The 12,819-nt window shown below is 40.2% G+C and carries 11 protein-coding genes; 2 read left to right on the forward strand and 9 right to left on the reverse strand.

The window, feature by feature from the left end:
* Window positions 1-45: 45 nt before the first annotated feature.
* Complete coding sequence (locus FE005_RS12670; protein ID WP_003126552.1) at window positions 46-228, forward strand: hypothetical protein; 183 nt, start codon at window positions 46-48, stop codon at window positions 226-228.
* A gap of 33 nt (window positions 229-261) precedes the next feature.
* Entirely contained in the window at window positions 262-513 is a 252-nt protein-coding gene (locus tag FE005_RS12675; protein ID WP_138371900.1) for a hypothetical protein, read from the forward strand.
* A gap of 200 nt (window positions 514-713) precedes the next feature.
* On the opposite strand, the gene FE005_RS12680 is transcribed toward FE005_RS12675, so the two are convergent.
* From FE005_RS12680 to FE005_RS12720, 9 genes are all read right to left on the reverse strand, one after another.
* A complete protein-coding gene (locus tag FE005_RS12680) occupies window positions 714-2,687 on the reverse strand; it encodes an ABC transporter permease (protein WP_103300848.1) in 1,974 nt (657 codons plus the stop codon).
* Between the two features lie 3 nt (window positions 2,688-2,690).
* Window positions 2,691-3,449, reverse strand: coding sequence for an ABC transporter ATP-binding protein (locus tag FE005_RS12685; protein WP_005473116.1), 759 nt, complete (start codon window positions 3,447-3,449; stop codon window positions 2,691-2,693).
* A gap of 94 nt (window positions 3,450-3,543) precedes the next feature.
* A complete protein-coding gene (locus FE005_RS12690; protein ID WP_138371901.1) occupies window positions 3,544-4,527 on the reverse strand; it encodes a sensor histidine kinase in 984 nt (327 codons plus the stop codon).
* On the reverse strand, window positions 4,520-5,212 hold the full coding sequence (locus tag FE005_RS12695) for a response regulator transcription factor (RefSeq protein WP_138371902.1): 693 nt from the start codon (window positions 5,210-5,212) through the stop codon (window positions 4,520-4,522). The genes FE005_RS12690 and FE005_RS12695 overlap by 8 nt, the downstream gene beginning before the upstream one ends.
* A 133-nt stretch (window positions 5,213-5,345) precedes the next feature.
* The gene (locus FE005_RS12700; RefSeq protein WP_060814903.1) at window positions 5,346-6,395 is read right to left on the reverse strand and encodes an AI-2E family transporter; all 1,050 of its coding nucleotides are present in this window, start codon (window positions 6,393-6,395) and stop codon (window positions 5,346-5,348) included.
* Between the two features lie 464 nt (window positions 6,396-6,859).
* The gene (locus FE005_RS12705) at window positions 6,860-8,614 is read right to left on the reverse strand and encodes a 1-deoxy-D-xylulose-5-phosphate synthase (protein ID WP_113849685.1); all 1,755 of its coding nucleotides are present in this window, start codon (window positions 8,612-8,614) and stop codon (window positions 6,860-6,862) included.
* Between the two features lie 223 nt (window positions 8,615-8,837).
* Entirely contained in the window at window positions 8,838-10,166 is a 1,329-nt protein-coding gene (locus FE005_RS12710; RefSeq protein WP_138371903.1) for an NAD(P)/FAD-dependent oxidoreductase, read from the reverse strand.
* Window positions 10,153-11,115 (reverse strand): ABC transporter ATP-binding protein, encoded by a 963-nt coding sequence (locus tag FE005_RS12715; RefSeq protein WP_138371904.1) that lies wholly within the window; start codon window positions 11,113-11,115, stop codon window positions 10,153-10,155. The genes FE005_RS12710 and FE005_RS12715 overlap by 14 nt, the downstream gene beginning before the upstream one ends.
* The gene (locus FE005_RS12720; RefSeq protein WP_138371905.1) at window positions 11,116-12,651 is read right to left on the reverse strand and encodes an ABC transporter permease/substrate-binding protein; all 1,536 of its coding nucleotides are present in this window, start codon (window positions 12,649-12,651) and stop codon (window positions 11,116-11,118) included.
* Window positions 12,652-12,819 lie beyond the last annotated feature (168 nt).

Below are 12,819 nucleotides of genomic sequence, written 5' to 3' on the forward strand. Positions count from 1 at the left end.
ACAATATTGCAGGAATAATCAAAAATTTGTTGTGGAGGAAAATCGATGAATCTCAAACGTTTTGTACAATTGTTTATTTGCTATTTCGTATCTATGGTGGTTGCTGTTTTACTGACCAACTTATTCAATATTTCAACTATGCCATTTTATTTGTTGGTGGCCTCTATTATTGGGTATATCACATTAACGATCCCGTTAGTAGTCATGACGATCAAGAAAAACAAATAGTTCCGAGAGTGGATTTATTGAAAGGAGCATCAGATGATTGGCAATGTTCGTTATCTACCAAGAAAGTTAAGAAAATGGTACATTCTCTATCTTATCTGTCTGATACTTATTTATGGCTGGTTGTTGTTTACTGATCAGTCTGCGGTACTTGCTGTCGCTATTCTTCTCGTTCATTTTGCAATCGAACTTGCATTTATGTGGCATTCAGAAAATTCTTTTTTAGGCAGTGTTCTGGTTGCTTGTCTGCTTTATGGCATCTGGATGCTACCTTTCGTGCTTCGGTGATTAGTTTTCATTTATTCGTATCGAAAGTGAATCGGAGAAGCTAGCATAGAGAATTTTCTTAAAAAATACCCAGAGAAAAGAGCAAGTCATGACGTTGTCATTGACGATAGGTCTTTGCAGTAATGCAAACACTGAGGGCTCTATTCCTTTGGGTATTTTTTGTTCAATTTAACTAATTTAACTTAGTGAGTGACAAACAATTATTGCTCTCGTTCAACAAGTCGGTAATAGACTTTTGCTGTGATAAGGTATACCAACAGATAAATGACTGCGAAAAGAGCAACTGATACAACAGTCACACTGATCAGCAGATTGCGGTCGGTCAACCCGAAAAGCAAAAGCAGCTTGCGAATCATCGGAAACGCGAATGCAAGGTGGATGATCGCAGCTACCAATGGAAAAGAAAAAATCATCAATACTTGTTGTTGGATCACTTGCTTGACTTCTTTATGACTTAAGCCAACTTTCTGTAAGATCTCAAAACGTTCTTTATCTTCTATTCCTTCAGAGACTTGCTTGTAATAGATGATTAATGTAGCTGCCAAAATAAAGATCAGTCCAAAAATCAACCCTAAGAAAAAGAATCCTCCCGTAAACGTTTTGGTCTGTACTTGGAAGAGATCTTTTGATTCAATGCGTGCATTCGGATCAGCTGCTTGAAGGTCCTTTCGTATCTCTTTGCCCATTGTTTCTCGATCACTGGTTTCAGGCACTTGGAAGTCAAAAACAGTAGTGATCACTGGTTGTTGATAGATAAGGAATTCTTTTTCCTGATACCAACTAGTTAATTTCTCAGAAAGCCAAGTATCATCGACTACCACCACAAGTTGTTGAACGGGATTCTCCACTTGAGTAAAAGGTGGCAGCTCAGTTAGTGATCGAAGAGTGAACTGACTATGATCGATCGTCAGCTCTTTAGGCAACGCTTGATGGGTCCAAGTTTCTGGAAAGACCAACAATTCATCTTTTTCTGGTCCTTCTTTTCCTGTGATTCTTTGGTACTCCGTACTAGTAACAAATGTGAGAAAGACCGCTTTTTCTAAATTCTCGCTGTTATCTTCAAAAGTTGTTGAAGGAGTAAGTGTGTTTCCCTCAACCGTAAAAAGTAAGTCTTTAGTAGCAGTGACTTGTTTCCGGTTTTTGAGCGTTACTTTATTTTCAAGACTATCGATGGCTTGGTTCAATTGTTGCAGATTCGCCTCTGACTCGATCTGAAAGTCATAAGGAAATCGTGTTTCCACCACATTCTTCTGTCCGAAATAAAGACTAGCTGTTGTGGCAACAGTCACTAAAACCATTGTTGACAAAATACAAATACTTGCTAGACCTGCTGCATTTTGTTTCATTCGATAAAGCATCGTTGATACATTGATGAAATGGGTCGTCTGATAATAATAAGTGGATCGCTTTCTTAAAAACTGCAATGCTTTAATACTGCCAGAAATAAACAACAGATACGTGGCGATGATCACAAGAATCACAGCGACAAAAAAGAGTGCCAAGGCGCTGATGGGCGACTTGATTGTGACAGAAATCGTATACCCTACCGCTAAACAAATGATCCCTAGAAGGGCTAAAAAGCCTTTTGCTCGCGGCTCTTGTTCATTGCGCTTACTACCTTGCAGCAGTTCGATCGGCTTGGTTCGCCGGACTTGCAGCATATTGAATAGAAAAAGGCAGCCATAAACCATCAAAAAGTAAAGGATCACAAGACCGATACTTTCTACAGAAAGTTCAAAGACGAAGGATTCTCCCACCTCTAGAATTCTTTTTAAAATCAAGAACCCCAATCGTGCAAACAAAAGACCTCCAACTAGCCCTGCGGCCAGACTGATGAGGCAGCTATAAAAAAGTTCCCAAAAGACCACTAACGCAATTTCTCGTTTCCCTAATCCTAGAACATTGTAAAGTCCAAATTCTTTTTTTCGTTGTTTGATCAAAAAGTTATTGGTGTAAAACGAAAAAATGGCGGCGAAAACCATTAAAATGATATTTCCTAGTCGAAACATAAAAATAGCACTTTGACTGCTTGGCAGTTTATTCATCCCTGGATTATTTACAATGATTTGTGTCATCATTATCACTGCAACTAGAAGACTCATGGACAGTAAAAAAGGAGTATAAGCTTTGGTGTTTTTTCGCAAATTGGAAAAGGCGATTTTTTGAAAGAACATTCCTTACTCCTCCCTTGCAAAGACAGCTGTCATGGTTTCCGAGATTGCTTCTAGAAAAGCGCTATTCGTTCGTTCCCCGCGATAAAGCTGATGGAAGACGTGACCATCTTTGATGAATAATACTCGTTGCGCGCGGCTTGCAGCAATGGAACTATGAGTAACCATGATGATCGTTTGTCCATTCTGATTGATTTGCTGAAACAACGTCAGCAATTGATCGGAAGTTTTTGAATCTAGCGCCCCAGTTGGTTCATCTGCTAGTAAGAGATCCGGCTTTGTGATAATCGCGCGTGCGACAGCTACCCGTTGTTTCTGGCCGCCGGATAATTCATAGGGATAGTGTTGTAACAAGTCGGTAATTCCCAGTGTTCGCACTAATGGTTGCAGTCGTTGGTCCATTTGTTTGACCGGCACTTTCGATAAGACTAATGGTAATAAGATATTGTCTTTGACAGAAAAAGTATCCAATAAATTGAAATCTTGAAAAACAAAGCCCAAATGATCTCGGCGAAAACTTGCAGCGTCTTTTTCTTTGATGGTCGTCAAATCGATACCATTAAGCGCTAATTCTCCCGCTGTCGGTTGATCTAACGTAGCCATCAAGTTCAGTAGGGTGCTTTTTCCAGATCCTGATTCTCCCATAATGGCGACATATTCGCCTTCTTCTACTGAAAACGTGATATTCTTCAATGCTTCGACCGGCTGGCCGTTCAACTGACTTTGATACACTTTTTTTACTTGTTGAATGTTTAATAGTGGCATTGTTCTCTCTCCCTTCTTTTTTAGCATAAGCTGTTTAGAAGAAAAAAGCGACTTACAATAAAAAACGCAAACTTACAGTGTTGAAAGTTTGCGGTCAAATAAAATTTTTAGTGGGAAAATGGATCGTCACCGTAGTTCCCTTCCCTACTTCGGAGTCAATCGTTAGCTGACAGCCGATTTTTTCTGCTGCTTGCTGGCTCAAATATAATCCTAATCCGCTAGCACGCTGCTGAAAGCGTCCATTTTGTCCTGTATAACCTTTTTCAAAAACCCGCGGCAAATCTTCTTGACGAATACCGATCCCTGTGTCTTGAATCAAAAGACAATTGTTTTCGGTAAAAATCCGGATTCCGCCTTTTTCTGTATACTTCAGGCTATTAAAAAGCAACTGCTCAAAGATAAAAGTCAGCCATTTTCGATCCGAAGTAACGGTCAAGTCGATAGCCAAATCCAGTTGCAAGTCTTTTTTTGAAAAAAACAAGGCATATTTTTTGATTGCTTGGTGAATGAGAGGTGCTAACACAATCGGTTCAAAAACAAAGTCATCATTTTTCAAGTTTTGTCGTAAATAATTCAGCATCATTTGCAAATAATCATTCACTTTAAATAGTTCTGCTTTGACTTCAGTGGGCGATAGGCCATCACTTTGCACTAACAAATCCATCGCTGCTAATGGTGTTTTGATCTGATGCAGCCATAATCCGAAGTCTTCGTAGATTTCTTCATTCTTCAAGGCTGCTTGATACTCGGAGGCGGTTTTTTCTTTAGCTTGTCGTTTGACTAGCTGCTGGTATTCTTCTTCGATACTGTTTCGCGCAATCGGCAAGAAAGCCAAAGCTGCTTCAGTGATCATTTTCTTGGCTAATAAGTTTTGTAATTGACGTCTTTTTTGTAGATAACGCATATATTGCCAGACAGAGAAAATACCTAAAATCACTCCTGTGAAAATCACATAATCGATGAAGGGCTCTAAAGGAAGCTCATGGAGAAAGAACAAGCCTAAAAGACCGCTACTAAACAAAATCAAAAACAAATAGAACTTGCCGTAAAGCAAAAAATACTCTTTTAAGTTAATCATAGGCTTGTTCCTTTTCAATCAAATAGCCTTTGTTTTTCACTGTTTGAATCAAATCAGACAATCCAGTTTGACTTAATTTCTTTCGCAAGCGGGTCATGTTAACGGCTAATGTATTATTATCAATAAACTCTTCGCTATTCCAAAGCATTTCAATAATCGTTTCTTTGGGAACGATTTTCCCTTGCTGTTGCAAGAGTAAGGAAAGGATTCGAGATTCGTTTGGCGACAGCGGCAAAGATTCCGTTTTACTTTTCAGCAAATTTTCTATTGGATGAAAAGTGACTTCTCCTAATGAAAACGTCTGGACTTGTTGATGGGTATATTGGTAACTGCGGCGCAACAGTGCTTGGATCTTAGCCAAAACAAACGCCAAATCAAAAGGTTTTGTTAGATAATCATCGGCTCCCATGTTCATTGCCATGATTTGATTCATTTGTTGATCCATTGAAGAAAGAAAAATGATTGGCACTTCAGAAATGTTACGAATTTCTTGGCACCAATGGTACCCGTTGTAATAAGGCAAAGAAATGTCCAAAAGAACCAAGTCGGGACTTACCACACGAAATTCCTGCAAAATTTCAGCAAATTTTTTGGCGGGATAACACTCATATCCCCATTGTCTTAAATAATCAGCCAGTACTGAAACGATCGTAGCATCATCTTCTACAAGGTATATTTTTTGCATGATTCTCTCCTATCACTAAATTGGTGAAGCTATCACAGACAGTGTACCAGAAAATAAAAAGAAACGTCTAGTTAAGATAAATCATTCTAGACGTTTCTTCAGTCCTCTAATCTGAGTACTGGTTGGCATTTATTTACACTTTTTCACTCGACTCACTTTTTTTTAGTGCATTGCGGATTGATGGGACTTGCTTGATTTTCATTAGATCTAATAAGAAAGTAAATAGTGGGATCCCCACGATCAGACCCCAGATACCAAAGAGATGCTCACCCAGATATAAAACAATGAACGTATAGAACATGGGAATCTCTGTTTTATGGGACATCAGCCGCGGATTGAGAACATAGGACTCGAGAGCATGAACAAAAATAATGATTAATAAAACATAGACAACATCATTGAGTCCGCCAATCGTATAGGCAATAAAAGTTAATGGAATACAAGAAATGATGACTCCTGCTACTGGAATCAAGCTTAAGAAGAAAATCATCATGGCCAAACTTAACAGCTGAGGAAAGCCCATGACAGCTAAAGCAAGCACTGTGATCACTGTATTAACGATAGCAATCAATAGCTGGGTTTCGATCACACTTCCGAATGCGCGGGTAAATTTCCTTGCGAGATAGTAAACATCCTCAAAAAACCAGGAAGCACTCCCTTGCAAAAAGAGCTGAGAAAATGCCACTGTTTTTTTGTTGTCAATCATAAAGAAAAAACTCAATAAGAAAGAGATCAATACAGTCAAAGCCAATTCACCGAAGTTGTAAAGATAATTGATGACGACGACGACTCCATTCTGGATTTTTTGGACATAATCGCTTGTTTGCACCAAATGTAGCAAATACTCTAATAACTCATTGTTAGAGTCTGCTTTTTGATAAAAATCGGTCACTGACTTGACCAGTTGCGCGGATTGGTTCAAAAGAATCGGTGCATACTTGGTAATGACTAAGTAAACCAAAGCGACAACGATCAAGTACAACACGATTGAAAGAAGTTTGATTGACACATTCACTTTCTTGCGTATTAGCTGGACCAGTTTGTAAATCAAATAAGTAAAAATAAAGGTTAATAAAATAATAGTCATCATACTGCGAAGCAGAAATAAGATCCCGCAAAGAAAGATCAGCACTGTCCAACGTCTTAATGGAACATTGGCAACAAACCGATGGTAGTAATTCATGAACACGCTCCTTTTTTCAAGTCGTCAATCAACGACTGTTACTTCATTCCCCAATTAATCTAACCACTTTTTGAAGCAATTATCAACTCAAATCAATTAAGAAGACTATTGTGGGTAGAGTCATATGCTAAAGCAAAAGCAGCCTGCTGCCAGTGGCAACTGGACCAAGTATCGTGAATGAAGGACTGATGATTATTTTCAAAAGATAAATGCCTATTTTTTCGAAAAGTTTATGGTTGTTTTAAGGTTACTATGACACAATAGACCTTGACATAATAATTTACAGTCTGTCTTAGCGGAAACTAAGGCAGACGCCTTTTTTATCAAAAACTGCCCTTTGTTCGGTTTTTATCGAACAAAGGGCAGTTTAAACGATTCTATATTTATTCTTATCAGTTGTTACTCCTAGACGAATTGTCTGCTTTCCTTAAAAGGACGCTCACTATGCGACTAGCTCACTATGACTAAAGAGACAATTCTTGACGAACTTCTCGAAGAATGGCATCAACGGTCAACCCATTTTCTTGTAGCAACTCATTTGCTTGATAACGGTCATGAAAGGCTTTATCTAAACCAAAATTGACAATTTTGATCGGAGCTTTTCCTAAATAACTAGCGACAGCTTGTCCATAGCCTCCTTCAAGAAGGCCATCTTCAAGAGTGAGCAACAATTGATGTGTAGCAATTAAGCCAGACAATGTGTCAGTATCTAATCCAGAAATAAATCTAGGATTAATGACCGTAGGTGTGATCCCAAGCTCGGTTTCTATCATGGCAGCTGCTTTTTTTGCCAGGCCAAGAGCATTTCCTACACCAAGTAAGGCAACTTTGCTGCCCGCTTGAATGAGTTGATTTTTGTTTAGTTGACTGTAATCTGTTTGATCGACACGACCTGATTCTAATGGACCGACAGGAACGCGAATTGCCACCGGGTGTTGGGATTGGTCAATAGACCAATCCAGCATCGCTAAATATTCTTCCTTATTGGTCGGTGCAAGATAAACAAGATTCGGAATATGACTCAAAAATGGAATATCAAAGATCCCTAAATGGCTTTCATCATTCATGCCATAAGCTGAAGCGCCATAAACTAAAATAGTTCCCGCCACATTGTTCAAAGACAAATCATGTGAGATTTGGTCAAAACTTCGTTGCATAAAGGTTGAAAAAACTGCCCAAACGGGTTTCGCCCCATTTTTTGCCAGACCGGCAGTCATGGTTGCAGCATGTTCCTCTGCGATCCCGACGTCAACAAATTGACTGCCGGCGATTTTTCGTTGTTCAGGGGTAAAAAGGATCATCGGCGTGCCAGCATTTACTGCAACGACTGTTGGATCCTGTGCCATTTTTTCTAAAAGATAATCGGTCGTTACCGTTGAATAAGTTTCTCCACCAGAATTTGCAAGATAATCCCCTGTTTCAAGACTAAATGGTCCACCAGCATGGAATTTCTCGCGATTTTCTTCGGCAAATTTGAAGCCTTTTCCTTTAACGGTCTGAATATGAAGGACAACAGGATGATCGCTGTCTTTCACTTGTTTGAATAGATGCATCAAGGCTGTCAGATCATTGCCATCAGCAAGATAATAGTAGTCAAACCCTAATGACTTAAAGAAATTGTTTTCCGCTTGACCATTCGTATCTCGCAATGCTCGTAAGTTATTGTAGAGACCTCCGTGGTTTTCCGCAATCGACTGGTCGTTATCATTTACAATCACGATAGTGTTTGTTCCAGTCTCTGCGATATTGTTCAATCCTTCATAAGCCAGACCACCAGATAACGAGCCGTCACCAATGACCGCAATTACGTTCCCTTCCTCATTTTTTAAGTCTCGTGCTTTGGCAACCCCATTTGCTAAAGACAATGACGTGGATGTATGCCCCACTGTAAACAAGTCATGGTCACTTTCTTTTGGATTGGTATAACCAGAGACATCGCTATAATGCGCTGGATCCCAGAAGGCTTGACCTCGCCCAGTCAGCATTTTATGAATATAGGTTTGGTGAGAAACATCAAAAATCATTTTATCTCTTGGAGAATCAAAGACAGCGTGTAAAGCAACTGTCATTTCGACAACGCCCAAATTCGGCCCGTTATGTCCTCCATGATGGCTGATTTTTTCTAATAACACGGTTCTTGCTTCCTCACTAACTTGTTGTAGTTCTGCAGCGGATAGCTTCTTTAAATCTGCTGGATCTGTAATTGATTTTAATAACATCAAAAAACTCCCTTCTCTGTTTGATAGTATACTGCTTCACCTTCACTTTAAGTCAAGAAACTTTTGAAACTTTTTCACGAAAGTAAGCAACAGACAGGTAGAACACATGAACACAAAAAAGCCCACCCTTCAACTTGTCATGGTGATCTGTTTTATCAGCAGAAAAGTTGAAGGAGAGACTCTTTCAAAATCATTCGTTATGAGACACGATCGTTTTCCAGCGTTAAATGATGTAAGTCAAATCACTTGCAGGAGTTGGATAAGCAAAGATCAGCGCTTCAATTTCTTGGTGAGTGAGCTGTTTTTCCAGAATCAAGCAGCACAAATTAATCAATTCATCTGCGATACTTGAAAGACAGGTAATCGCAATGATTTGTCCCTCTTGATTGTAAACAAGTTTAAGCATCGCAACAGGATCGTTGATGCGACGGTACGTAAACCAATCGGCAAGGTTGATTGTTTCACTATGGATCTGCAGATTTTGAGCGAGCTGTTTTTCACTTTGACCGATCCGAGCCAATTTCAACCCACCAAAGACGATTGTAGGAATCAGGGGATACGTGATTGCAGAACGAGAACCTTTTTGGCTCATTGAAGCGACCGCATATTTTGCTTCAAAACTTGAAACAGGTGTCAGTTTAGGTTGTTCCTTATCCAATACATCTCCACAGGCAAAAACTCGTGGGTTCGATGTTTGTAAATAATCATTGACTTTGATCCCGCGTTTGGAATAATCAACTCCTGCATTTTCTAAGTGCAAGGATTCAACATTTGGGATGCGTCCAACAGCACTTACCACGTAATCGGTGTCCAGCTCAAAGCCTGTACCTTGCAGCGTGTATCCTTCATTGATTTGGCTGATGCTTTCAATCTCAACATTGAAATGAAAGGAAATTCCTTGCTTTTGTAATTGCTCAACAAAGGCATTCACCAATTCTTGATCAAATGCTTTCAGTGGTCTGTAGTTATGATGAATAATGTGTACCTCTGCTCCTGCTGCTTGAGCGATTGTCGCAAGTTCAAAAGCAACATACCCCGCTCCTAAAAAAGTGATTTTCGCGGGCATTTTTTCCATTGCAAGAAAATCGGTGCTTGTATGCAAATATTCTTTACCTTTAATCGGGAGTAGCGCAGGTCGTTGTCCTGTAGCAATCAAGAACTGATCAGCTGAAACGATTTCTGAACCAATCCGCAGCGTTTGTTCATCAATAAATCCCGCTTCTCCTTCATAGGTCGTGATTCCAGTATCCACTAAGCCCTGCTTCGTCTGTGTAGGAACAGTGTCCGTGTAACTGCGCTTGAAAGCCATCAAAGTTTTCCAGTCAATACCCAGCTCTCCAGTGATCCCTTTTCCTGCTAAGTGAGCAGCCTTCGCCTTTGCTTCAACGGCACTCATTAAAATCTTCTTGGGGTCGCACCCGCGGTTGGGGCAAGTTCCTCCCCAGAGATCAGCTTCAACGATTGCGACAGTCTTCCCTTGCTCGCTGAAAGAATAGGCCGCAGCAGTTCCGGCTGGTCCACCACCCACAACGATTACATCATAGTTTTGCATCTTGCTCCTCCTGACTTAGAAAATGAAAGATATCTGTACGGCTAACTTCACCAATCGCTTGTCCTTGTTCTGTAACAACCAAATGTTCGTGGTTGGCCAAGACTTCATATACTTGTGAAAGAGGGACTTTCACATCGAGGGACATTCCCTCTTGTGTAGTTGATTGTTGGTAGTAACCAGCATCAATAATCGCTTGAAGACGTTGTTCTTGCTGTGCTCCTTGTGTTTCGTCAAAAAAGGCGCGAACGAAATCCGTTTTTGGCTCTGTCCATATTTTTTCAGGCGTATCACATTGTACCAGTCTGCCTTCATTCATCACACCGATTCGATCTCCCAATTTTAAGGCTTCATTCATATTATGGGTAACAAAGACGATCGTATTGCCTAATTTTTTATGCAAATCTAATACGAGATCCTGAAGATTGGTTCGAGAAATCGGATCAAGGGCGCTAAAAGGTTCATCCATCAAGATGATGTCCGGTTCTGCAGCCAACGCTCGCAAGATTCCGATCCGCTGGCTTTGACCACCTGAAAGTTCAGCCGGCATCCGTTTTTTGAACGTCTCTGGTTCAAGTCCAACCTCAGTGAGTAGTTCATCGACACGTTGATTGCGACGATTTTTATCCCAACCGAGCATTTCTGGAATGATTTCAATATTCTCCTTGACGGACATCGTTGGAAACAAAGCAATTTGCTGCAACACGTAACCAATTTTCCAACGTAACTTTTGGAGTTGATAGTCTTTCACTCGTTTTTGTTTGAAGTAAACATTGCCTTCCGTCGGTTCGATCAGTCCATTGATCATTTTAAGGGAGGTTGTTTTTCCGCTTCCTGAGGGACCTACTAAGACAAAGATTTCTCCTTGATGAATGGAGAGATCCAATTCTTTTAATACGACTTGTCCCTCAAATTCTTTGGCAACTTGTTTAAATTCGATAATTGGTTCCATTTAGTTTCCCTCCCCAATAATCTTTTCTTTTTTTAGAAATTCACGAGCAACATCTGCCGGTTGTTTTCCTTCCACATTCACTTGATAGTTCATGTCAATCATCTGGTCCTCTGTGATTTTTCCTGATAGTTTTTCCAATGCTTTGACGACTTGCGGATGTTCTGCAGCAAATTCATCTTTCATCAATGCGGCTCCTTGATAAGGTGGAAAGAGCTGTCGATCATCTTCTAAAACGACGAGATTGTATTGTTTGATCTCACTATCTGTCGAATAAGCATCGATCACATCGACATCCTTGCTTTGGATCGCTTGATAGCGCAGTGCCGGTTCCATACTTTGGACAGAATCAAAAGTCAGCCCGTACTGTTTTTGGATCCCGCGATAGCCATCTTCCCGATCAATAAACTCTAAAGTAAAACCAGCCCGAAGCTCTGACTCATGAGCAACTAATTCAGAAATCTTCGTTATACCCAACTCTTCTGCTTGTTCACGACGCATGGCTAAAGCATAGGTGTTTTCGTAGGTCATCGGCTCTAACAGGCGCATATTAAACTGGTCACTAAGCAGTTTTGTTGCTTCTTGATAAGTTGATTCTGGAGAACCATCTATTTGGGTATTTTCTGGGACTTTGACTAGACTTTCTAATACTGTTCCCGTAAACTCGGGATAAATATCAATCTGGTCATTTTCAAGGGCGCTAAATAAGAAACTTGTTTTACCAAAGTTTGGTTTGATCTCGACGGTTAAACTAGGATCTTCTTCTTCGATCACTGCTTGATACATATTGATAAGGATATCTGGTTCTGAACCGAGTTTACCAGCAATCGTTACCGTTTTATTTGAAATAGGATTATACTGTGCGAAAAGAATTCCGCCGATTCCAAGAAAGATAACACCTAAAGAGATCAGTGTGGTTTTCATACTGCGGTTTTGTAAAAAACGAATCAGTCCACTGAATAAGATTGCTAATAGAGCCGAACTAACCGCCCCTATGAGTGTCAAACTCGGATCATTACGGTCGATCCCTAACAAAATAAAGGTTCCCAATCCACCAGCACCAATCAATGCTGCCAACGTGGCCGTTCCAATGATCAACACCAATGCTGTACGTACCCCAGAAATGATGACAGGCATTGCAATAGGTAACTCAACTTTGAAGAGTTTTCGCAAGCGAGACATACCGAATGCATCCGCCGCTTCTTCAATCGACGGATCGATTTCGGAAAGCCCAATATACGTGTTTTGAAAAATGGGCAGTAACGCATAAACTACCAATGCTATTAGAGCGGGAACGGTGCCAATACCAACAAAAGGAATCAATAATCCCAATAATGCCAATGATGGAATTGTTTGTAGAATACTTGTGATCTGTAAAACAAATTCTGCCATTCGTTTCTTTTGGCTCAACAAAATTGCTAATGGAATAGCAATTAAAATGGCTAAAATCAACGCACTCAGCGAAATGGCCAAGTGTTGAAAGATTGCCCGCAGCAACTCCTCCTTTCGCTCGCTAAACGTTTGAATGATTTCATTCATATATTCCATCCTCCACTATTCTAGTCTGCCTTAAGTATAGCTGAATGCCCAAACGCAACAAAAAGATTCGCTCAGCAGGATTGGGAGAAAAGTTGGCCTTTCGCATCTAAATAGGATCCATTTTTCCTGACATTCTGTTACAATAAGTCTAAAAGAATGAGGTGCTTC

Origin of the sequence: Enterococcus sp. M190262, from assembly GCF_005843965.1 — a bacterium.
In the GTDB taxonomy this organism is placed as follows: domain Bacteria; phylum Bacillota; class Bacilli; order Lactobacillales; family Enterococcaceae; genus Enterococcus_D; species Enterococcus_D gallinarum.

Bases quoted from the DNA above. Each gene is read 5' to 3' on its own strand.
- FE005_RS12670 (WP_003126552.1), top strand. From the start codon at position 46: ATGAATCTCAAACGTTTTGTACAATTGTTTATTTGCTATTTCGTATCT.
- FE005_RS12720 (WP_138371905.1), bottom strand. From the start codon at position 12,651: ATGAATGAAATCATTCAAACGTTTAGCGAGCGAAAGGAGGAGTTGCTG.
- FE005_RS12700 (WP_060814903.1), bottom strand. From the start codon at position 6,395: ATGAATTACTACCATCGGTTTGTTGCCAATGTTCCATTAAGACGTTGG.
- FE005_RS12705 (WP_113849685.1), bottom strand. From the start codon at position 8,614: ATGTTATTAAAATCAATTACAGATCCAGCAGATTTAAAGAAGCTATCC.
- FE005_RS12680 (WP_103300848.1), bottom strand. From the start codon at position 2,687: ATGTTCTTTCAAAAAATCGCCTTTTCCAATTTGCGAAAAAACACCAAA.
- FE005_RS12690 (WP_138371901.1), bottom strand. From the start codon at position 4,527: ATGATTAACTTAAAAGAGTATTTTTTGCTTTACGGCAAGTTCTATTTG.
- FE005_RS12695 (WP_138371902.1), bottom strand. From the start codon at position 5,212: ATGCAAAAAATATACCTTGTAGAAGATGATGCTACGATCGTTTCAGTA.
- FE005_RS12715 (WP_138371904.1), bottom strand. From the start codon at position 11,115: ATGGAACCAATTATCGAATTTAAACAAGTTGCCAAAGAATTTGAGGGA.
- FE005_RS12675 (WP_138371900.1), top strand. From the start codon at position 262: ATGATTGGCAATGTTCGTTATCTACCAAGAAAGTTAAGAAAATGGTAC.
- FE005_RS12710 (WP_138371903.1), bottom strand. From the start codon at position 10,166: ATGCAAAACTATGATGTAATCGTTGTGGGTGGTGGACCAGCCGGAACT.
- FE005_RS12685 (WP_005473116.1), bottom strand. From the start codon at position 3,449: ATGCCACTATTAAACATTCAACAAGTAAAAAAAGTGTATCAAAGTCAG.